Annotated in this window: 21 protein-coding genes and 1 pseudogene; 17 read left to right on the top strand and 5 right to left on the bottom strand. The window is 68.1% G+C overall.

The window, feature by feature from the left end; translation table 11 throughout:
• Window positions 1-21 precede the first annotated feature (21 nt).
• The 5 genes from WS66_RS06655 (at window position 22) to WS66_RS06635 (ending at window position 2,940) form a co-directional block, all read left to right on the top strand.
• On the top strand, window positions 22-1,224 hold the full coding sequence (locus WS66_RS06655; RefSeq protein WP_059599420.1) for an amino acid aminotransferase: 1,203 nt from the start codon (window positions 22-24) through the stop codon (window positions 1,222-1,224).
• Window positions 1,225-1,354: 130 nt separating this feature from the next.
• A complete protein-coding gene (locus WS66_RS06650) occupies window positions 1,355-1,753 on the top strand; it encodes a DUF488 domain-containing protein (protein ID WP_059599421.1) in 399 nt (132 codons plus the stop codon).
• A gap of 116 nt (window positions 1,754-1,869) precedes the next feature.
• Complete coding sequence (locus WS66_RS06645; protein ID WP_059599422.1) at window positions 1,870-2,160, top strand: DUF1488 domain-containing protein; 291 nt, start codon at window positions 1,870-1,872, stop codon at window positions 2,158-2,160.
• Window positions 2,161-2,176: 16 nt separating this feature from the next.
• On the top strand, window positions 2,177-2,416 hold the full coding sequence (locus WS66_RS06640) for a hypothetical protein (RefSeq protein WP_059599423.1): 240 nt from the start codon (window positions 2,177-2,179) through the stop codon (window positions 2,414-2,416).
• A gap of 170 nt (window positions 2,417-2,586) precedes the next feature.
• Window positions 2,587-2,940 carry a hypothetical protein gene (locus WS66_RS06635; RefSeq protein WP_059599424.1) on the top strand — a complete coding sequence of 118 codons (354 nt, stop codon included), beginning with the start codon at window positions 2,587-2,589 and terminating at the stop codon, window positions 2,938-2,940.
• Window positions 2,941-2,958: 18 nt separating this feature from the next.
• Here WS66_RS06635 and WS66_RS06630 read toward each other — a convergent pair whose 3' ends face one another.
• The 3 genes from WS66_RS06630 to lhpI form a co-directional block, all read right to left on the bottom strand.
• A complete protein-coding gene (locus WS66_RS06630) occupies window positions 2,959-3,738 on the bottom strand; it encodes a helix-turn-helix domain-containing protein (protein WP_059599425.1) in 780 nt (259 codons plus the stop codon).
• A 17-nt stretch (window positions 3,739-3,755) separates the two neighbouring features.
• Window positions 3,756-4,163, bottom strand: a complete 408-nt coding sequence (locus WS66_RS06625) for a response regulator transcription factor (RefSeq protein WP_059599426.1) — start codon at window positions 4,161-4,163, stop codon at window positions 3,756-3,758.
• Between the two features lie 184 nt (window positions 4,164-4,347).
• A complete protein-coding gene (gene lhpI, locus WS66_RS06620; protein WP_059599470.1) occupies window positions 4,348-5,283 on the bottom strand; it encodes a bifunctional Delta(1)-pyrroline-2-carboxylate/Delta(1)-piperideine-2-carboxylate reductase in 936 nt (311 codons plus the stop codon).
• Between the two features lie 254 nt (window positions 5,284-5,537).
• Between lhpI and WS66_RS06615 the strand changes: the two genes are divergently transcribed.
• The 7 genes from WS66_RS06615 (at window position 5,538) to WS66_RS06585 (ending at window position 13,593) form a co-directional block, all read left to right on the top strand.
• The gene (locus WS66_RS06615) at window positions 5,538-6,275 is read left to right on the top strand and encodes a FadR/GntR family transcriptional regulator (RefSeq protein ID WP_059599427.1); all 738 of its coding nucleotides are present in this window, start codon (window positions 5,538-5,540) and stop codon (window positions 6,273-6,275) included.
• 121 nt (window positions 6,276-6,396) lie between these two features.
• On the top strand, window positions 6,397-7,518 hold the full coding sequence (locus WS66_RS06610) for a branched-chain amino acid ABC transporter substrate-binding protein (protein ID WP_059450263.1): 1,122 nt from the start codon (window positions 6,397-6,399) through the stop codon (window positions 7,516-7,518).
• A 56-nt stretch (window positions 7,519-7,574) separates the two neighbouring features.
• On the top strand, window positions 7,575-8,582 hold the full coding sequence (lhpH, locus tag WS66_RS06605; RefSeq protein WP_059599428.1) for a trans-3-hydroxy-L-proline dehydratase: 1,008 nt from the start codon (window positions 7,575-7,577) through the stop codon (window positions 8,580-8,582).
• A 196-nt stretch (window positions 8,583-8,778) separates the two neighbouring features.
• Window positions 8,779-11,358 carry a penicillin-binding protein 1A gene (locus WS66_RS06600; protein WP_179955233.1) on the top strand — a complete coding sequence of 860 codons (2,580 nt, stop codon included), beginning with the start codon at window positions 8,779-8,781 and terminating at the stop codon, window positions 11,356-11,358.
• A gap of 78 nt (window positions 11,359-11,436) precedes the next feature.
• A complete protein-coding gene (locus WS66_RS06595) occupies window positions 11,437-12,312 on the top strand; it encodes a PilZ domain-containing protein (protein WP_059599430.1) in 876 nt (291 codons plus the stop codon).
• 275 nt (window positions 12,313-12,587) lie between these two features.
• A complete protein-coding gene (locus tag WS66_RS06590; protein WP_059599431.1) occupies window positions 12,588-12,917 on the top strand; it encodes a DUF4148 domain-containing protein in 330 nt (109 codons plus the stop codon).
• Between the two features lie 271 nt (window positions 12,918-13,188).
• The gene (locus tag WS66_RS06585) at window positions 13,189-13,593 is read left to right on the top strand and encodes a lysozyme inhibitor LprI family protein (protein WP_059599432.1); all 405 of its coding nucleotides are present in this window, start codon (window positions 13,189-13,191) and stop codon (window positions 13,591-13,593) included.
• 51 nt (window positions 13,594-13,644) lie between these two features.
• Here the strand turns inward: WS66_RS06585 and WS66_RS06580 are convergent, their stop codons facing one another.
• Together WS66_RS06580 and WS66_RS06575 are read right to left on the bottom strand one after the other, a co-directional pair.
• Window positions 13,645-14,292 carry a response regulator gene (locus WS66_RS06580; RefSeq protein WP_059599433.1) on the bottom strand — a complete coding sequence of 216 codons (648 nt, stop codon included), beginning with the start codon at window positions 14,290-14,292 and terminating at the stop codon, window positions 13,645-13,647.
• Window positions 14,289-16,400, bottom strand: a complete 2,112-nt coding sequence (locus WS66_RS06575; RefSeq protein WP_059599434.1) for a PAS domain-containing sensor histidine kinase — start codon at window positions 16,398-16,400, stop codon at window positions 14,289-14,291. The genes WS66_RS06580 and WS66_RS06575 overlap by 4 nt, the downstream gene beginning before the upstream one ends.
• A gap of 319 nt (window positions 16,401-16,719) precedes the next feature.
• Between WS66_RS06575 and WS66_RS06570 the strand changes: the two genes are divergently transcribed.
• The 5 genes and pseudogenes from WS66_RS06570 to WS66_RS06550 all read left to right on the top strand — a co-directional run bounded on the left by WS66_RS06570 (window position 16,720) and on the right by WS66_RS06550 (window position 20,961).
• Window positions 16,720-17,190, top strand: a complete 471-nt coding sequence (locus tag WS66_RS06570; RefSeq protein ID WP_059599435.1) for a universal stress protein — start codon at window positions 16,720-16,722, stop codon at window positions 17,188-17,190.
• 388 nt (window positions 17,191-17,578) lie between these two features.
• Entirely contained in the window at window positions 17,579-18,085 is a 507-nt protein-coding gene (locus tag WS66_RS06565) for a cupin domain-containing protein (RefSeq protein ID WP_059599471.1), read from the top strand.
• A 166-nt stretch (window positions 18,086-18,251) separates the two neighbouring features.
• Window positions 18,252-19,277, top strand: coding sequence for a DedA family protein/thiosulfate sulfurtransferase GlpE (locus tag WS66_RS06560; protein WP_059599472.1), 1,026 nt, complete (start codon window positions 18,252-18,254; stop codon window positions 19,275-19,277).
• Between the two features lie 44 nt (window positions 19,278-19,321).
• Window positions 19,322-19,774: pseudogene (locus WS66_RS06555) on the top strand (amino acid permease); the annotation flags it as partial.
• Window positions 19,775-20,025: 251 nt separating this feature from the next.
• Window positions 20,026-20,961 carry a universal stress protein gene (locus WS66_RS06550; protein WP_059599437.1) on the top strand — a complete coding sequence of 312 codons (936 nt, stop codon included), beginning with the start codon at window positions 20,026-20,028 and terminating at the stop codon, window positions 20,959-20,961.
• Window positions 20,962-21,091 lie beyond the last annotated feature (130 nt).

Below are 21,091 nucleotides of genomic sequence, written 5' to 3'. Positions count from 1 at the left end.
CCAAACGAGACCGACATAGCCATGTTCGAACACATCGACGCGTACCCGGGCGATCCGATCCTGACGCTCAACGAGAACTTCCAGAAAGATCCGCGCGATCAGAAGGTCAACCTGAGCATCGGCATCTATTTCGATGCCGAAGGCCGGATTCCCGTGATGGGTGCCGTGCGCGAAGCCGAAACCGTGCTGCAGCGCGACCTCGGCCCGAAGCCCTATCTGCCGATGGTCGGCCTGGCCGCCTATCGCGACGCCGTGCAGGCGCTCGTGTTCGGCGCCGATCATCCGGCGCGCGCGGCCGGCCGCATCGCGACCGTGCAGACGCTCGGCGGTTCGGGCGCACTGAAGGTGGGCGCCGATTTCCTGAAGCGCTACTTCCCGGACGCGCAGGTGTGGCTCAGCGACCCGAGCTGGGAAAATCACCGCTTCATCTTCGAGCGTGCGGGCTTCACGGTAAACACGTACCCGTACTACGACGAAGCGACGGGCGGCCTGAAGTTCGACGCGATGCTCGCGACGATCGACGCGCTGCAGGCGCGCAGCATCGTGCTGCTGCACGCGTGCTGCCATAACCCGACCGGTGTCGATCTCGACGAAGGCCAGTGGGAGAAGCTGATCGACGTGATCGAGGCGCGCGGGCTGCTGCCGTTCGTCGACATGGCGTACCAGGGCTTCGGCGCAGGCCTCGACGCGGACGCGTTCGCGGTGCGCGAACTGGCCCGCCGCGGCGTGCCGGCGCTCGTCGCGAACTCGTTCTCGAAGAATTTCTCGTTGTACGGCGAGCGCGTCGGCGGCCTGAGCGTCGTCTGCGAGGATGCGGCCGCGGCCGAGCGCGTGCTGGGCCAGCTGGCCGGCGCGGTGCGCTCGAACTACAGCAACCCGCAAACCTACGGCGCCAAGGTCGTGGCGACCGTGCTGAACACGCCCGCGTTGCGCAAGCAGTGGGAAGAAGAACTCGCCGCGATGTGCCGCCGCATCGCGCGGATGCGCCAGTCGATCCACGACGGCCTGCGCGACCACGTCAGCGGCGAAGCGCTGACGCGCTACGTGAAACAGCGCGGGATGTTCACGTACACGGGCCTGACCGAATCGCAGGTCGACGCGCTGCGCGAAGTGCACGGCGTGTACATCCTGCGTTCCGGGCGCATGTGCGTCGCGGGGCTGAACGATTCGAACGTCGGCATCGTCGCGGACGCGATCGGCAAGGTGCTGAAGAGCGGCGTCTGACGGCGCGCCCGCGGGCGCACGATCGCATCGCCGAAACCGGCTGTCTCCGTCGTGGAGGCAGCCGGTTTTTTCTTGCGCGGCGGCGGCGCGGCGGTACGATGGCGCATCGAACGCATGATGAAGGAGCGGCATGGCTATTCGAATCGTACGGCTCGGCACGCCGCGCACGGCCGGCGAGGGCCTGCGGATCGGCACGGTGCGGCGACCGCCGCGCGGCGTTCCCAAGGCGGAATTCGCATCGCGCGACTACTATGATGTATGGCTGCCGACGCTGTCGCCGAGCCCCGAGCTGGTCGCGCAGGCGCAGGCTGCCGAAACCGACGCCGAATGGCGCGCGTTCACGCGCCACTTCCGAGCGGAAATGGCGCATGGCGACGCGCCGAAGGTGCTGGACCTGCTCGCCGCGTTGTCGGCGACGAGCGCGTTTTCGATCGGCTGCTACTGCGAGGACGAGCGCCGCTGCCATCGCAGCGTGCTGCGCGAACTGCTGGCGGAGCGCGGTGCAGCGATCGATGCGGATGCGGGCTGAACCGCCGTCGGGCGGCGCGACGGTGCGCCGCCGCGTGAGGCACAGCGAACCGGTTGACGTGGGTCAAGCGTGCGGCGGCGTGGGCCGTTATGCTCACGTCATGAATCGTCTCGACGATGACAGGCGCACAGATGCTGATAGCCTTTCCACCAGAACCGCCCGAATATTGCGCACGCGATCTGGTCGTCGCGTTTTCGGCGCTCGTCGACGGCCGCTGCGTGCAGTGCGCGATCACGGCCGAGGCGCTGGAAGACCATTTCGGTGCGCCGTCGCTGCTCGAGCGGGATTTGCTGCATGCGTTCGAAGCGCACCGTTCGGCGATCGAGGCGATGGCGCGACGGATGCTCGACGAAATCGGCGGCCGGCCGGTGTTGCTGCACAGCGGTCACTTTCGGATGGGTGATTGATACCGCAGGAGGAGGCATGACACTGCAAGGCACGATTCATGAGCGCGACTGGTCGGTCGAGATCGAGACGCGGCGGTGTGAATCCGGCGAGTTCCGATGTCGTGTGTCGGTCGAGCATGGCACCGGGCCAGCGCGCTTTCACCACACGTTCGAGCACAGTCATGCGTACCCGACCGAGTACGAGGCGGCGATCGAAGGGTTGCGGGCCGGGATGACATGGATCGAAATGAAGGCGTCGCAGACATTCAACGTTTGAACCGTATCGTGCCGATGGACGGGCGAATGCAAAGCTGCCAGGGCAGTAATCGCCGCGGCCGTCATCGCGCTGCGTGAAGCAGGATCGTGCCGCGTGTGGGACACCGAGGCACGGAGACACAGGAACAGGCAACGCCGTCGACGAGCGGCGACCGCGTCAGGAGAAGCGCCATGGGCGTGGGCATGCAGATCGTCTGCGTCGGATTCGCAGGTTCCGCTGCGCTGGAAGCAGAAGCGGCGGTGCAACTGGTGCGGCTGGAACGATTCCGCGCACGGCTGGAGGATTGCCGTCTGGTGATCGAATTGCGCCCGCGCGTGGACGGCGGCCAGACCTACGACGTGCGGCTCGAGCTGGCCATGCGCGGCCGCTCGCCGGTATCGCTGCCGTGCAGCACTGGCGACGACGTGATCGAGGTGCTTGGCCGCGTGTTCGCGCTGGCCGAGCAGACCCTGTCCGTATCGCAGGCGGGCGAATCCGGGGCGGTCGTGCTGCATGCGCTCACGCCGGGCGCCACCGCGCAATGACGCGCGACGCGCCGTGCGTCACACTTGCGCGAGCGCCTGCGCGTCGATGATCCGCACGCGCTTGCCGCGCGTCTCGACGAGTGAATCCCGATGAAACCGCGAGAACATCCGGCTGACGGTCTCGAGCTTCATGCCGAGATAGCAGCCGATCTCCTCGCGCGTCATCCGCAGGTTGAATTCCGATGCCGAATAGCCGCGCGCCTCGAAGCGCGACGACAGGTTCAGCAGGAAATGCGCGACGCGCTGCTCGGCCGACATCGTGCCGAGCAGCAGCATCTGGCTCGACTCGCGGACGATCTCGCTGCTCAGCATCTGGTAGAGGAAATGCTGCATCGGCTTCATTTCGCGGCATGCCGCCTCGAGCGCGCCGAACGGGATGACGCATACGACGCTGTCCTCGAGCGCGATCGCGTCGCAGCAGTGCTGGCCGCCGCCGATGCCGTCCATGCCGAGCGTTTCGCCCGCGATCTGGAAGCCGGTCACGTGCTCGCGGCCGTCGCGATGCATCATTACCGTCTTGAACGAGCCCGCGCGCACGGCGTAGATGCTGTGAAATGGATCGTCGGTTCGGAACAGCGCGTCGCCTTGGCGAACCTGGCGCGTCGAACAGATGATCGCGTCCAGTCGGCCGTATTCGGCGGCGGTCAGGTGCGGCGGCAGGCACAGCGAGCGCATCAGGCAAGCCGAGCAGCGCGCGGCGGGGTGTTTGGCGCCGTCGTTACGTGAGACCGCGGGAAGCGGAATCGTTGGCCGAGGCGCGACGGATGGGGCGGCGGCGCAGGCGGTGGCTGTGGACATGAGTCACTCCGGCTCGGTCAGGGGCGGTGCGCACGAGCGCGCACCAGGGATTCGATGACGTGGCATGCGGCGTCGAATTCGGCGGTCTTGTCGAAGAAGTAGTCCGCTCCCGCCGTCGCACATGCCTCCCTGAATGCCGGCGCCGAATGGTTCGTCAGCACGATCGTGACGATCCGCGGCGCGGCCTTCGACAGCATCCCGATCAGCTCGAGACCGCTGCCGTCCGCGAGTCGCAGGTCGACGATCACGACGTCCGCGTGGCTGCCGCGGATGTGCGTCAGTGCGTCCTCGCCGTCTTCCGCTTCGCCGACGACCACGACGCCGCGGATCGCGCCGACGAGCAGCGCGATCCTTTGCCGGACGGCAATGGCGTGATCGACGAGAAACACCCGGAGTGCGTCGGCGGGTGACAGGCTGGCATTCATGCCGGCAGTATCCTGTTGCGCCGCCGAAAATGAAATCGGCCGAACTGGAAGTTTGTGTAGGCCGCTGCGACGCGTTGTAGGGTGTTTCCTACAACGCACAGGAGAAAGAGGCGAGGCCGCGTGCCCGGCGACGCCGGGTGGGGCCCGCGAAGATGATGGCGGACCGGGGTCCGCCGCCGCGGAATCAGCCAGCCGCGCGCGCGTCCAGCGCGTCGCGAGCCGTGCGGCATGCGGCCAGATCCCACGCGGCGCAGCCGACCGTTTTGAACAGCAGCGGCCCGCTGCGCTCGAAGGCGCCGCGCAGCACGTCGGCGAGCGATGCGACCTGCCGCCAGTCGACCTGCGCGACGATCAGGTCGCCGGCCTCGTGGCGCGCGCCGGCCGGGTCGTCGACGACGAGGCGGCTGTGGCGCACGGTGTCGGCGTCGATCTCGGCGGCATCCGCCGTGAACGCGCCGACGCCGACCACGAGGCGGCCTTCGCGCGCCGCTTCGCGATAGACGGGCGTGCGGCTCGTCGTCAGCGTGACGACGACGTCGATCGCATCGGGAATCGCGTCGCCGTCGAGCGGCACCAGTTGCGGCGCCTGCGCGCGGTGCGTGGCGCAGAACGCGGCCGCGCTGTCGGCGCGCGAGCCACGCACGTGCAGGCGCGCGTCCGGAAAGATCGCCGCGAGCGCTTCCGCGTGATTGGCCGCCTGCTTGCCGGTGCCGATCAGCAGGATGTCGCGGGGCGCGGCGCCGTGCAGCGCCTGAATGCCGAGCGCGGTAATGGCTGCCGTGCGGCGCCCGGTAACAGTCGGGCCATCGAGCACGAAGCGCAGCGCCCCCGTCGTCGCGTCGTACGCGCTCACCTGGCCGAGGATCGTCGGCAGTCCGCGCGCGCCGTTGCCAGGGCACACGTTCACGAGCTTGTGACTCGCGAGGTCGCGTGCGCTCGACGGCATCGACAGCATCACGCCGCCCGCCTGCAGCGGCACGACCAGGCGTTCGGGGCTGACGATCTCGCCCGCCGCGTATTCGGCGACGGTGTGTGCGAGCGTGGCGAGCAGCGCGGGGTAGTCGAGCAGCGCGGCCGTTTCGGCGGCGTCGAACGCGGGAATCCGGGGGAGAGCGGTCATCGTATCGATCGGTTTCGTGTCGGTGGGCGTGGACGACGGGCGCATGCCGCGCTCGCCACGGAGGCTGCCGAATATCGAGATGGCAGTCATTCTGGATCAAATCTATACCAGTTGATTGTCGGCAGGCAAGCGCGAAAAGCCGGCAGACCGTCAATTTTGGTTCTAATATCCGTCCAGATGGGCGTCGCGCACGCCGGCTCCGGTATAGTGCGAACCCGTTTCCCCGTCCACCACCCGCCCGGGCAGGAGCCCAGATGATGTCCGCACGTCCCGAATCGCTCGAAGCCGGTTTCCGACCGTTGCAGATCTACGAACAGGTCGCCGAGAAAATCCGCGACGAGATCCGCGCGGGGCGCTATGCGGCCGATTCGAGGCTGCCGTCGGAGCGCGAACTCGCGGCGCTGTTCCAGGTCGGCCGACCGGCCGTGCGCGAGGCGCTCGGCGCGCTGCAGAACGAAGGGCTGGTGTTCACGAAGCGCAATTCGGGCACCTACGTCGTGCCGGCGCCGCTCGACGTGCTCGCGCAGCGCGGCGACACGCGCAGCGTGCCCGACGCCGACTTCAGTCCGACGTCGACGCTCGACGTGCGGCTCATCCTCGAGCCGGCGATCGCGCGTCTCGCCGCCGCGCACGGGCGCGCCGATCCCGTCGCCGAAGGCTATCTGGCGCAGATGGAAACCATCGCCGACATCGACGATCCGCAGCAGCGGGCGCTGTGGAACGAGAGCGACCGGCTGTTCCATCGGCAACTCGCGTTGATGACCGGCGACGCGCTGATCGTGAAGATCGCGGAGGAAGTCGCGAAGACGATGGACCAGCCCCTGTGGAAGCGGCTGAAGGACGATGGCATCTACGACGCGGGCCGGATCCGGCTCTACGTGTCCGAGCACCGGCTGATCTACGAGGCGATCGTGTCGGGCGACGCCGATGCGGCCGCCTTCTACGTCGAACAGCACATTCTTCGTGTGCGGCGAGACATCACGCCGAAATGACCTGCATCACGTCGGTCTGGTCTTAAAAATGACCAAAAGCACAAAAATCATTTTGAAGCTGCTTGCGTCATGACCACATGTGTCCTACATTGGTTTCACACAAAACCAATCAGGAGACACCATGCGACACTTCGTTACCGCGCTCTCGGTGGCCGTTGCCGCCGGCGCGCTGACTTCCGCGCACGCGCAGGAAGTCGTGATGATCGGTCATTCGGCACCGCTGACCGGCCCGCAGGCCGCGAACGGCAAGGACAATGAAAACGGCGCACGCCTCGCCGTCGAGGAGCTCAACAAGGCCGGCGTGAAAGTGGCCGGCAAGACGGTCACGTTCAAGCTGGTGTCCGAGGACGACCAGGCCGACCCGAAGGCGGGTGTGCAGGTCGCGCAGAACCTGGTCGACAAGGGCGTCGTCGCGGTGCTCGGGCCGTACAACTCGGGTGTCGCCATTCCGGCGTCGCGCGTATACAGCAACGCCGGCGTACCGATCCTGCCGGTCGCGTCGAACCCGGCGCTCACGCGGCAGGGCTTCAAGAACATCTTCCGGATCGGCGCGAGCGACGAACAGCTCGGCGGCACGATGGCGACTTTCGCCGCGAAGACGCTGAACGCGAAAACCGCCGCCGTCATCGACGATCGCACCGCGTACGGGCAGGGCGTTGCGGAACAGTTCATGAACGTCGCGAAGGCGAACGGGATCAAGATCGTCGACCAGGAGTACACGAACTCGTCGGCGACCGATTTCCTCGGCATTCTCACCAAGATCAAGGCCAGCAATCCCGACGTGATCTTCCTCGGCGGTTATGCGGCGCAAGGCGCGCCGATGGCGAAGCAAATGAAGCAGCGCGGGTTGCGCGCGAAGCTGCTCGGCGGCGACGGCATCTGCTCGGCCGACATGGGCAAGGTCGCGGGCGAGGCCGCGTCGATCGTCTACTGTGCGCAGGGCGGTGTCGCGCTCGAGAAGACGCCGGCCGGCCGCGAATTCCTGAAGAAGTACCACGATACCTATCACACGGACACGCAGGTCTACGGCGTCAACTACTACGACGGCATGAAGCTGCTCGCCGACGCGATGGTCAAGGCCGGCACGACCACCGACAAGGCGAAGTTGATCGCGCAGTTGGCGAAGTCGAACTACGCGGGCGTCGCGGGCACCTATTCGTTCGACGAGCGCGGCGACCTGAAGGGCGCGCCGACCACCGTCTACGTGATCCGCAACGGCCTGCCCGAGCCGTACGCCAAGTAATCCGTCACCGGACGGCGCCGCGGCGCCGTCCTTCGTTTTCACGCCTTCGATCCTCCATGAAAATTTCCCGATCCATTTCCACCGTCGAGGTCCATACCGGCGGCGAAGCGTTCCGCATCGTCACGAGCGGGCTGCCGCGCCTGCCCGGCGACACGATCGTCAAGCGCCGCGCGTGGCTCAAGGAGAACGCCGACGAGATCCGCACGGCGCTGATGTTCGAGCCGCGCGGCCACGCCGACATGTACGGCGGCTACCTCACCGAGCCGGTGTCGGCGAACGCGGATTTCGGCGTGATATTCGTGCACAACGAAGGCTACAGCGACCATTGCGGACACGGCATCATCGCGCTGTCGACCGCCGCGGTCGAGCTCGGCTGGGTGCAGCGCACGGTGCCGGAGACGCGCGTCGGCATCGACGCGCCGTGCGGTTTCATCGAGGCGTTCGTGAAATGGGACGGCGAACACGCGGGGCCGGTGCGCTTCGTCAACGTGCCGTCGTTCATCTGGCAGCGCGACGTGTCGGTCGACACGCCGTCTTTCGGTACCGTGACCGGCGACATCGCGTACGGCGGCGCATTCTATTTCTACGTCGACGGCGCGCCGTTCGACCTGCCGGTGCGCGAAGCGGCGGTGGAAAAACTGATCCGCTTCGGCGCCGAAGTGAAGGCCGCCGCGAACGCGAAATATCCGGTCGTGCATCCGGAGATCCCCGACATCAACCATATCTACGGCACGATCATCGCGAACGCGCCGCGCCATCCGGACTCGACACAGGCGAACTGCTGCGTGTTCGCGGATCGCGAGGTCGACCGCTCGCCGACCGGCTCCGGCACCGGCGGGCGCGTCGCGCAGTTGTACCAGCGCGGCCTGCTGGCGGCGGGCGACACGCTCGTCAACGAGTCGATCGTCGGCACGGTGTTCAAGGGGCGCGTGCTGCGCGAAACGACGGTCGGCGATATTTCGGCCGTGATCCCGGAAGTGGAGGGCAGCGCGCACATCTGCGGGTTCGCGAACTGGATCGTCGACGAGCGCGATCCGTTGACCTACGGTTTTCTCGTGCGCTGAGCGTCGCGTACGGCACCCGGTTGTACCAGGCTTGGCGCGCGGTTCCTTTACGGGGCGCGCGCCTTTTTTGTTGTAAAGATGCGCGATCCGGCGCCGTCCGCACGGGCCCGGGACTGCCGCGGGCCGGTGGGCCGCGCGAGTTTTGGTACGATGCAGCCTTTCCAGCAGATCCCCCACCCGCGTGAATCGCCGAAACGTGTCGTCAGTGCGTGACCTCTGTGCCAAATGGGTCGCGCGCGCCCAACCCGTCGCGGCCGCTGCCGCCGTGCCCGTCAAGCGTGTCCTGGCCATCGCCTGGCGCCATCTCCGTCATCCGACGCGGCGCGGCGTGCTGCGCGCGGCCGCCGCCGTGCCGGCGCTGCTGCTGCTGTACGTGCTGGTGCTGATTCCGTTCACGCCCGGCATCGGCGACATCCGCAAGGCACGCGTCGACCGGCCCGCGCAGGTGCTGTCCGCCGACGGCAAGGTGCTGGCGGAATTCAAGCCGTCGAACCGCGAATGGGTGTCGCTCAAGCAGATCTCGCCGCACATGGTCGACGCGCTGATCGCGACCGAGGACCATCGCTTCTACGAGCACCACGGCCTCGACTGGAAGCGCACGGCGTCGGCCGCGCTCCATACGTTCTCGGGCAGCCGCCAGGGCGGCTCGACGATCACGCAGCAGCTCGCACGCAACCTGTATCCGGACGAGATCGGCCGCGCGCCGACGCTCACGCGCAAGGTGAAGGAGGCGATCACCGCACTGAAGATCGAGGCCGTGTACAGCAAGGACCAGATCCTCGAGACCTACCTGAACACGGTGCCGTTCCTGTACAACGCGTACGGCGTCGAGATGGCCGCGCGCACCTATTTCGACAAGTCGGCCGACGAGCTCGACGTGCTGGACAGCGCGACGCTCGTCGGGATGCTGAAGGGCAACAGCTACTACAACCCGGTGTTGAACCCCGAGCGCGCGCTGCAGCGGCGCAACACGGTGCTCGGCCAGATGGTGAAGTACGGCAAGCTGTCGCCGGCGCAGTTCGCTCAGTTGCAGCGCCGGCCGCTGCGCATCGATTTCGAGCGCCAGAAGGAACCGCCCGGGCCTGCGCCGCACTTCGCGCAGCAACTCCGCAAATGGCTGATCGGCTGGGCCGACCGCAACGACTACAACATCTACTCGGACGGGCTGGTCGTGCGCACCACGATCGATTCGCGGCTGCAGCAGATGGCGACCCAGGCGCTGACGCTGCAGGCGAACCAGTTGCAGGGCATCGCGAACAACGCGTGGAGCGGCCGCGACGGTTGCGGCACCGACAACGAGGTGTTCCGCACCTTCATGCGCGAGTCGCCCGAGTACAAGGCCGCGCAGGATGCCGGCAAGAACGATGCCGTCGCGATGAAGCAACTCGCCGCCGACCGCGGTTTCATGCGCGCGCTGTGCAAGGCGAAGACCGACGTGCAGGCCGGCTTCGTCGCGATCGATCCGCGTGACGGGCAGATTCGCGCGTGGGTCGGCAGCCGCGACTTCACCAACGAGCCGTTCGATCACGTCGCACAGGCGCGGCGTCAGCCGGGCTCGACCTTCAAGCCGTTCGTCTACGGCGTCGCGTTCGCGAACGGGATGAAGCCGGACGACACCTTCATCGACCAGGCGGTCGAGATTCCGCTGAAGGGCGGCGAGATCTGGCGGCCGAATGACGACGTGCCGCCGTCGGGCAAACCGATGACGCTGCGCGACGCGGTCGCGCTGTCGCGCAACCGGATCACCGCCCAGGTGATGGAGAAGGTCGGACCGGCGGCGGTGGCGCGGCTCGCGCGCGACATGGGCGTGCGCGAAAGTCCGCTCGAGCGCGTGCCGTCGCTCGCGCTCGGCACGAGCCCGGTGACGCTGAAGGAGATGGTCGCGTCGTACGCCACGATCGCGAACGGCGGGCTGTACCTCGAGCCGCAGATGGTGACGCGCATCGAGAACCGCCAGGGCGACGTGCTCGCCGAGTATGCGCCGGCGCCGCCCGAGCGCGCGCTCGACGCCGAGACCGACAAGACGCTGCTCGGCGTGATGCGCGACGTGGTGACGCGCGGCACCGGCAGCAGCATCCGCACGCGCTTCGGCATTCGCGGCGACGTGGCCGGCAAGACCGGGACCACGCAGGACAATGCGGACGGCTGGTTCATCCTGATGCAGCCCGGGCTGGTGGCCGGCGCGTGGGTCGGCTTCGACGACGGCCGCGTGACGCTGCGCAGCGACTATTGGGGGCAAGGCGCGCACAGCGCACTGCCGATCGTCGGCGACTTCTTCCAGCGCGCGCAACGCGCCCGGATCGTCGACGCGAAGCTGAAATTCGATACCGAGCCGTCGCCCGGCTGGTTCGCGTCGGTGCGCGAACGCGTGACGGATCTGTTCGACGGGTGGTTCGGGCCCGAGCCGAAGCAGGCGCCGGCGCCCGTCAGAACGCAGCGTATCGAGCGGCAGCCGGAGGCGGACGCCGCCGCGGCGTCGGCCGCATCGGCCGCATCGGCTGCGTCGGCGCCCGAGGCGGCATCCGGCGGCATCGTCGAGGAGTGGGTTCCGGCGTCCGAGGTGGCTGCATCGGCCGCCGCGCTGTCGTCGGGCGCGTCGCAACCGCAGGCCGCGCAGCCGGCGGCGGCGGGAGGCAGTGCGACGCCTGCGGGCAACACGGGCGGCTGGGGCCTCGGCTCCGCCCCGGCCGCACCTTCGGCCGTACCGGCTCCGTCGGCGGCTCCGGCCCCAGCCCCGGCGCCGGTTTCGCCCGGTGCGACCAGCGGTTCGGAGTAACGAGACGTTCAGATTTCGCGCGATGCTGCCGTAATAACGTTGTCACGACAGCTCGCGCGGTCGCTCCGCGCCCTTCCGATGCGGCACATCACAGATCACGTCGCGCTCGCGCGCGATGATGTCCCCGCCGGCGTACCGCTCGGCTTCGATCTCTACGATGCGGGCGGCGCCGCGCTGCTGCCCGCCGGCACGACGCTGCACGATCCCGCGCAGCATGCTTTCCTGTTCGATCACTTCCAGCCCGTCCGCCGGCGCGATGACGCCGAGCCCGCCGTGCCGGCGCCCGACACCGTGCCGGCGGCCGCGCGCATGGGGCTGTCGGCCGGCGCCGCGATCGGCATCCGGCGGCGGGTTGGCGCGACCCGCGTGCTGCAACGCTGCCGGTTGATCGGGATCGGCGCATCGGGTGCGCTGTTCGTCGAGCCGCAGCCGGCGGTCGTGCTCGACTTTGTCCGCGGCGACGACGTCGAAGCAGTTGCGATCGGCCGGTCGGCGGTGTCGCGATTCGGCGCGACGGTCGAAGCGGTGCAGTCAACGGGCGCCGCGCCGTTCATGGTGCTTTCGCCGCCGGGCTTCGTCGACCGGCTGCGCACGCGCGCGGAGCCGCGCGTCCAGGTACGGATCGCGGCCCGCTGCACGGGCGGGCCGGTGCACGCGGAGGGTATCGGGATCGTTCGCGATCTCAGCCTGAACGGGCTGTCGATCGCGCTCGACCGGGCGCTCGCGGCGGCCGGCGAGCCGTTGCACGTGCAGTTGCCGTATACGGATGAGGATCGTGTCGCGTTGCTCACGCTCGACGGCACGGTGCGCGCGGTGCATGCCGATCCGGCGGTGCCGGGCTGGGCGCTTCACCACGCGGCATTCGACGAAACGGCTGCCGACGACCGGATTCGCCTCAAGGCGTTGCTGTTCGACCTGTCCGTGGGGGCCACTGACGCGGATCAGGTTCGCTGATGCCTTGAGCGGGGCAAACCTGGCAGCCGCGGTGCGGTTGTCCACGGCCCGGCGAGTCGATCCCCGGGCGAAAGCATGCTGCCGCATATTGGGTTCGGATGCGGCCATAATCCTCTGATGTTTCGACCGAATGCGTGGCAATTGTACGGATTCGGTCAACAGTGAATTTGCGATTTAAGTATTTACCCTGATAGGCAAGCCTCCTAGACTTCCATTCATGCGCAACGACTACCGAGTCCGAAGCGCCTGACAAAACAATCTGGAGGTAACGCATCATGAAATCGCTGATCAAGGCAGTTGCACTGGCCGCTCTGGTGGCCGCACCGGTCGTCTCGTTCGCCCAATCGAACCAGCAGCCGCTGACGCGCGCGCAAGTGCGTGCCGAGCTGGTCCAGCTCGAAAAGGCCGGTTACAACCCGAACGACTGGATGAACTATCCGGAAAACATCCAGGCCGCACAGGCAAAGATCGCCGCGGCACAGAACACCGGTGCGCAGGCTGACGCAACGGGTTACGGCCCGAGCCCGGTCGCGTCGTCGCAGTCGGGCCAGCGCGTGGTCGTGCCGGCAGCAGCCGATCGTTCGTCGGTGTACTTCGGTCACTAAGCAAGCCGTTCGCCGCGCGGCCGCCGGGCCGCCTGCAAAGCCGTAGCGAAAAGCCCGCACTCGTGTCGAGTGCGGGCTTTTTTGCGTGCGCGGCAAGCGTGGCGCGGGCTGACAATCCATCGCGTGTGCGCTAGCATCGCGGTCGGCATTGCCACGCTGCGGCGGCCGCGACGGAGGTCGCGCCCATCGGCCGGCGAGGTCGCGCACCGAGGCGCGGCGGCAAGCCCGGCATCACGTTCCACGACTTCAACGAAAACAAACAGGAGCATCCATGCGTGTCTTGACCGGTCTGCTGTGCGCGCTGGCGCTGACGGCGAACGTTGCCCATGCGCAGGCGAATTGTGCCGATGCGACGGATCAGGCGGCAATGACGGCGTGCGCCGATCGCGCGTACAAGAAATCCGACGCGGACCTGAACCGCACTTACCAGGCCGTCACCGCACGGCTGCGCGATGCGAAGCCGCTCGCGGAGAAACTCGTGAACGCGCAGCGCGCGTGGATCGCCTACCGCGACGCCGAATGCAACTTCTCCAGCGCGAACGCCGAAGGCGGCAGCGTGTATCCGATGGTCGTGTCGACCTGCCTCGACGATCTGACCAAGACGCGCAACGAGACGCTGAAGGGTTATCTGTCCTGCGAGGAAGGTGACCTGGCCTGTCCGGTGCCGGGGAAGTAAGGCCGTGCGACGTCCGGCTGGCCCGCACGCCACGCGGCCGGCACGGTGCGCCTAGACGTCGTCCGCTTCGTCGAGCAGCTTGTGCCGGATCGCGTAGCGGACCAGCGCCGCTTCGTGCGGCATCTGCATCTTTTCCAGAATCCGGGTCTTGTAGGTGCTGACCGTCTTCGCGCTCACGCACAGCGCCTGCGCGATCTCGGTCAGTGTCTGTCCGGCGGCGATCCGGCGGAACACGTCGAACTCGCGATCGGACAGCCGCTGGTGCGGCAGCGTCTCGGCCGGTTCGTTCAGGCTCTGCGCGAACTGCTCGGCCATCGCGAGACTCACGTAGACGCCGCCCGCTGCAACCTTGGTCACGGCGCCGACCAGTTCGGCGCTCGCGCTTTCCTTGGTCAGGTAGCCCGACGCGCCGGCGCGGAACGCACGCACCGCGTATTGCTGTTCCGCGTGCATGGTCAGCACGAGCACGCGCAGCGCGGGCTTCTCGTCCTTGATCTGCTTGATCAGCTCGACGCCGTTGCGTCCCGGCATCGAAAGGTCGAGCACCAGCACCTGCGCGGGCGTCGAACGAATCAGCGCGATCGTCGACGGCCCGTCGCACGCTTCGCCGGCGACTTCGAATGCGGTGGCGTTCTGGAGAATGTGCCGCAGACCGTCGCGCACGAGCGTATGGTCGTCGGCGATGAGCACCTTGATCATGTGAGGGTGGTTTCCTGTTGAACGGTGCCTAGCGGGAACGCGACCGTGATCGAGAAGCCGCGTGCGAGCGCGGTATCGATCGTCACGCTGCCACCCAGCATGTGTGCGCGTTCGCGAATGCCGATCAGGCCGAACGACTTGTCCTCGTGGGCGGTGCCGCCCGGTGCCGCGCCGCGGCCGTTGTCCGCGACGCGCAGCACGCAGAAGCCTTCTTCGATGTCGAGCCGCAGCGCGACGCGCGTCGCATCCGCATGGCGCGCGACGTTCGTCAGCGCTTCCTGGACGATCCGGAACAGCGTGGTCGCGCCGGTGCTGGTGAACGTGAGCCCGCCCGTTTCGATGTGGCGTTCGACGTCGATGCCGTAGCGGTTCGTGAAGTCGTTCGCCAGCCACTCGATCGCGGGCACGAGGCCGAGATCGTCGAGCATCACGGGGCGCAGATCGGCTGCGATGCGCCGCACCGACGCGACGGTCGCGTCGATCAGCCGGCGCATGCCCTGCAGTTGCGACAGCACGTCGTCGTCGGGTTGCGCACGGTTCGGCGTGCGCAGTTGCTGCTCGATGACCGACAGGTCCATCTTCAGCGCGGTGAGCTGCTGCCCGAGGTCGTCGTGCAGTTCCCGCGCGATGCGGGTCTTTTCCTCTTCGCGCACGTTCTGCAGATTCGCCGACAGCTCGCGCAGTTCCTCGCGCGACTGCTTCAGCGCATTCTCGGCGCGTTGCCGCTCGGTGATGTCGCGCAGCATCACCGTGTAGAGCTTGCCCGACGCGTCGCGGATCTGCGAGATCGACGCCTCGATCGGGAATTCCTCGCCGTTGCCGCGCAGCCCGAACAGCACGCGCTGACGGCCCATTTGCCGCTCGGACACGCCCGTCACGCCGAACTGGTCGACGTGCTTCGCATGCGCGGCACGAAACCGCTCGGGGATGAAGCGCGACAGCGGCGCGCCGATCGCCTCCATCGCCGATACGCCGAATACCTGTTCGGCCATCGGGTTGAAGATCACGACCGTCTGCTTCTCGTCGATCGTGATGATCGCTTCCATCGACGAACGGATGATGCCCATCATCCGCGCCTCGTTCAGGATGCCGCGGCTGCTGGCGCCGGTATCGGCGGTGCCGGCCCGGCCGCGCAGCAACGCATGGACGAGTGCCGCGAACGCGAACGACGCGATCAGCCCTGCGGCGAGCACCGTGCCCGCCGCGCGCTGCGCGCCGGTGACGCTCGGGCGGCCGTCTGCGGAATAGGCTAGCGTCAGGACGGTCCCGCCGAAATTCAGCTGGTCGCTGCGCCGCATCAGGTCGGGCGATGCCAAAGCCTCGTCGGTCGTCGTCTCGGCGCTCGCGATCGGCCGAGGATCGTCGCCGGCGCTCATCCGCAGGTCGAGCCCGCGCTCCGCGTCGAGCGCGCGCTCGATCAGGCGATTCGGGCTCACCTGCGCGAACAGCACGCCGTCGGCGCCGGTTTCACGGGCGCCGGACTGTGCGGCGGTCGTGCGCGGTGAAGCCGTGGCGGGCAGGAACAGCGTGAGGGTGCGCGCATCGCGGGATGTGTCGTCGTCGGCCGAATGGATGCCGAGTGCGATATCGCCGGTCTGCAGCGCGCGCGCGAGGGGGGCCTGATCCGGCGCACCGAAGCGCACGCCGGCCGAGCTCGACGCGGGCGCGCCGAGCGTCGCCACCGCGAGCGGGCCGGCCGGCATCGGCGCATGGCCGGCGAGGGCGCTGCGCGCCGCGGGCGACAGCGGCGCATAGCCGAACTGCCGGATCGGCGAACGCCCGCTGTCGAGCTCGAGTGTGTCGGCATACCGGCGCCATTGCTCGGGCGTCATCTGTGGCGCGAGCGCGAACGCGCCGCGCGTGCTTTCGAGCACGGCGACGGCGGCTTGCAGCTCGTGGCGCAGCATCGCCGTCACGTGCGTCGTGCGTCGCTCGAAGCGCGTATGGACGGCGCCTTGCCACTGGTCGCGAACGAGCAGCGCAACGCCGAGCGACAGCGCCGCGCCCGCGAACAGCGCAACGACGCCAGCCGCGAGCGGCTGGCGTAACATGGTCTGGAAGCGCGTGGGCCCTCGGGCGTCACGCGGCGGGGTTCCACTGGCGGTCATTCGATGGCCATTCTGGTGTCGGGGCCGCCCGTGGCACTCGGGCGGCGCGGTATAACCGGGAAAAATCGCACCGGCCGCGTGCGGCAACTATTTTCAAGATGAAATTGTGCGCGTTTTACACGTTTTTTGTAATAGGGTCAGTTAAAAATGAGATAACCAGGCGGTGCAGCGGGCGTTCCGGCCGCGATTGATACGCGTCAACCGGTGCGTCCGCACGTGGGGCAGACTGTTCGGCAGGCGAGCCGGCATCGGGCCGGCTTGCGATGACGGGGGCGACGTTCGCGCGATGTGCGACGGGCTTCCGGTCGGAGGGCGGACCATGTACAAGCGGATTTTCGTCGGGCTCGATGGGGGCCCGAGTGCGCGTCTCGCGCTGAACGAGGCGATCCGGATCGCGGCGGCATCCGGTGGCGAGGTCACGTGCGCGTATGTCGTCGAGCACCGGCCGCAGCTCGTCGACGTCGATGCGGGCTTCGCGGCCGAACACGACGGCGACGCGGCGGCAGCCGAAGCGGCGACGCTCGTGCTCGACGATGCGAAGGCGGCCCTCGCGCAGCGGCACGTGCCGGGCACCGTGCGCGCGCTCGACGCGTACGGGGAGGACATCGCCGCGGTGCTGATGCGCACGGCGGCCGAGGCCGGCGCCGATCTGATCGTGATGGGCACGAGCGGGCGGCACGGCCTGCGCCGGCTGCTGCTCGGCAGCGTCGCGGAATCGCTGCTGCGCGCGGCCGATCGGCCCGTGCTGCTGGTGCGCCACGACGAGCAGGCCGCGGCGCCGACTGCGTGACGACGCGGTGCGGCGTCGCGCCGTGAGCGGCGGGCAGGCGGCTGCCGCGCGGATGGCGGTGTGACGGCGGGTGCGGCGGTGCGTCCGCTGCATCGATCGACGTGCCGCCGATATCTTGCGCCGCTGCGCCGCTGCGCCGCTGCGCCGCTGCGCCGCTGCGTCGCTACGGCGTGATCGCGTAGCGCCGGTTGCGTCGCGTCCCGCACTTCTGGCAGCATCGGACGGTGTTCGCTTCATCGTCGCGCGCTGCGTTCGGCGCGCGATCCAGTCGCCGCGTGCATGGCCGCGGCGATCGACGCAGCGGCACGCGACGTCGGCCGACGGGATTCCCGAGCGGCCGGGCCGTGCGTCGCGTGCCCGGTTCAATCCTTCACCGACGTCATCCGCCATGCCGATTTCCGCCGCCGATCTGATTCACCAGTTCGATCTGCAGCCGCACCCCGAGGGCGGCTATTTCCGGGAAACCTACCGTGCGGCCGACACGGTCGTGCGTCCGGCCGACGGCGCGCCACGCGCGGCGTCGACCGCAATCTATTACCTGTTGTGCGACGGCGCGTATTCGTCGTGGCACCGGATCCGTTCCGACGAGGTCTGGCATTTCTACGCGGGCGATCCGCTCGAAGTATGGGTGCTCGACGAGCACGAGGGGCTGACGATCCACCGGCTCGGCAACCCGCTCACGCATCCCGGGACCGTATTCCAGGCGGTAGTGCCGGCCGGGCGCTGGTTCGGCGCGCGCTGCGCGTCGCCGGAGCACGTCGCGCTCGTCGGCTGCACGGTCGCACCAGGGTTCGAGTTCGCGGAATTCGAACTCGCGGACGCGACGGTACTGGCCGCCACGTTCCCCGAATACGCGGAATACGTGGCGGGGCTTGCGCAGCGCCCCGGCGCGTGAACGCGGCGGCCGCCTCCAACGGTAGCTGTTCCGCGCGGTCCCGGCCAAACCCGTTTAGAATGCACGACTGTGCAGGATCGGCCGCGGACGTGCCGCGGCGATCGCTGTCAGCCGTATCGACGGCCTCCCCCGTGGCACGGTCAGCATGTCTTTCAGGAGCGCCGCCGTGTGGCACTTTCCCATTGCGATTCCCTCGTCGCTCGGCCCGTGGGCCGTGTTCGCGAGCGTACTGATCACGCAGCTCGGCGTGCCGGTGCCGGCCGTGCCGATGCTGATTCTCGGCGGTACGATGGCGGCGATGGGGCAGGCGTCCTGGACAAGCATGTTCGCGGCGGCGATCGGCGCGACGATGCTTGCCGATTCGCTGTGGTTCTTCATGGGCCGCACGCGCGGCCGTCGCTTGCTGAACGGCCTGGTGCGATTCTCGCTGTCGCTCGACACGACGCTGCGCTTCGCGCGTAATGTATTCGAAAGATACGGCGCGCCGCTGCTCGTCCTCTCCAAATTCCTGCCGGGCCTCGGCCTCGTGTCGGCGCCGCTGCTCGGCACGACCGCGATCGGCATCGGCGTGTTCCTGTTCTGGGATCTGGCCGGTGCGTCGCTGTGGGCTGCGTTCTGGCTCATCGGCGGCGCGGCCGTGCATGACCAGATCGTGCAGTTCGTGCTGTGGGTGCGCGCGAGCGGCGGCACGATCCTCGACGCGTTCCTCGCGATCTTCATCACGTTCCTGCTCTACCGCTGGGTGCGCCGCGTGCAGTTCCGGCGCTACCTCGCGCAGGTGCGCATCTCCCCGCCTCAGCTCGTCGAAATGATGACATCGAACGAGCCGCCGCTGATCTTCGATGCGCGGCCGCGCGCGATTCGCGAACGCGAGCCGTATCGGATCGCCGGCGCGGTGCCGGTCGATCTCGATTCGCCGGACCTGCTGGATCCGGAGCTGCTGAAGCGGCCGATCGTCGTGTATTGCGTGTGCCCGAACGAGGCAACGGCGAAGCGTCTGATCGCGAAGATGCAGCGCAAGAAGATGCTTCACAACATCAAGGCGCTGAAGGGCGGGCTCGATGCGTGGGAGAAGCACGGCTATCCGGTCGAGCCCCTGCCGGCCGATCTCGATTCATCGAGGTATTTCGTGCGGCCGGAGCATACGGCGCTCGCAGGCGAATATACGGTGCGGGCGACGTTGTCGAAGTAAATCGTGCACGGGATCCGCGCACATCCCGATTTCGCCTCCGATTTCACACTTTCGCGCAGCAGGGCCAGGCGCCGGCCAGCCTCGGTCGCGTGAACCGCAACGGTGTGCCGGTGTACGGCGTCGCCGTGTCGGTCGCACTGCTGCTGATCGGCGTGCTGCTCAACTATCTGGCGCCGCAGCAGGTGTTCACGTGGCTCACGTCGGTGTCGACGTTCGGTGCGATCTGGACGTGGTGCGTGATCCTGATCGCGCAGATGCGCTTTCGCCGCACGCTGTCGGCCGACAGGATCGCGCGCCTGCCGATCCGCGTGCCGTTCTATCCGCTCGGCTCGTTCATTGCGCTCGGGTTTCTCGCGCTGGTCGTCGTGCTGGTGGCCTTCACGCCGGACACGCGTGTCGCGCTCGAGATCGGCCCGGCGTGGATCGTGCTGCTCGGCATCGCATACGCGGTGTTCTACGCGAACCGCGCGGGCGCGCCCGCGTCGACGAAGTCGTAAGCAAACCGGGCAAAAGTCGCCGCGCCGCGCGCCGAACGCGCGCGGCGGCGCATCGCGGCCCGCACGTGTATTGATCGCGATCATGCACGTGGTGGCCGGACGACATATGCTGTTTGAATCGCTTGTCCACGCTTCGCGTGGCCGTCCGCCGTTCCCTGCGACTGCGTCGGCCGTTCGTCCGCCGCGCGCAGCCGCCCGCGCGAAGCTCCGGTCGTCGTCCGCGACGACGCGTCCGCCAGGAGACCTTCGCCATGCAATCCAGCCCGACTATCCCGCCGCTCGCGCGAATTTCGCTGGCCGTCGACCTGACGCCGGAGTCGCTGGCCGCCGCGCGCTACATGCGCACGCTGCTGCGTCCCGGCATGCAGGTGCGTATCGTCTGCGCGATCGACAATCCGCGTCTCGTGCTGCCCGACATTCCGCGCGTCGACGCGCTGCTGACCTCGGCGCGCGAGGAGATGACGCGCGAAGCGCAGGCCACGCTCGAGCGCATCGCGGCACTGTTCGCCGGGAGCGGCGCGGAGATCGAACAGGTGATCATCGATACGTCGGTCACGGGCGGCACGGTGGCCGATGCACTCGCGAACGACACGTCGGCATCGCACGCCGACGTGCTCGTGGTAGGCGCCAATCCGCACCATGGACTGTTGCGGCTCATCGAGGGCGCGGTGTCCGACACGCTGGCCTCGCGCGCACGCTGCGCGCTGCTGATCGTACCCGCCGACTACACGCGGCCGTCGGAAGGACCGCTGCAGCGCCTGATGTTCGCCGTGGACGGCAGCGAGCCGTCGCTGCATGCAGTGCGCGTCGGGCTCGGCTTCGCGGCGCCGACGACGCTGCTGTATGCGGCCTATGTCGTCGATCGCGCGGTTCGTCTGACGGATCTCGTGCCGGTGCGCGCGCTCGAGGATGCGTATCGCGCGGAGGGCGAGGATGCGCTGGCACGGATCGGCCCGCTGTTCCATGCAACGGGGAATCCGACCAAGCGCGGCATTGTCGAAACGCGGCCGACCAGCGACGACGTCGCCCATGCGCTGATGCGCGACGCGGTGCACTGGCATGCGGAACTGCTGGTGGTTGGCACGCACGGCCGGCGCGGCATCGCCGCCTGGCTGATCGGCAGCGTGGCGCGCCGGATCGCGCATCTCGCGCAGGTGCCGGTGCTGCTCGTGCGCGGCGCGGAGTGAAAATCGCGACGCAATGGTGGCGAAGCGGACTTTCGTTGATCTGGATCAGAATTGCCGTGCGCCTGGCATGAGATGGTGACAGAACGTCCGGGGTGGCGGGTTGCGCGTCGTCCGTGTGCGACGCGGCGAT

The sequence above is a fragment of the Burkholderia sp. LA-2-3-30-S1-D2 genome (assembly GCF_001523915.2).
Taxonomy (GTDB): domain Bacteria; phylum Pseudomonadota; class Gammaproteobacteria; order Burkholderiales; family Burkholderiaceae; genus Burkholderia; species Burkholderia diffusa.
Note: the sequence above shows the minus strand (reverse complement) of the source record. Positions and strands in the feature narration are given on the sequence as shown.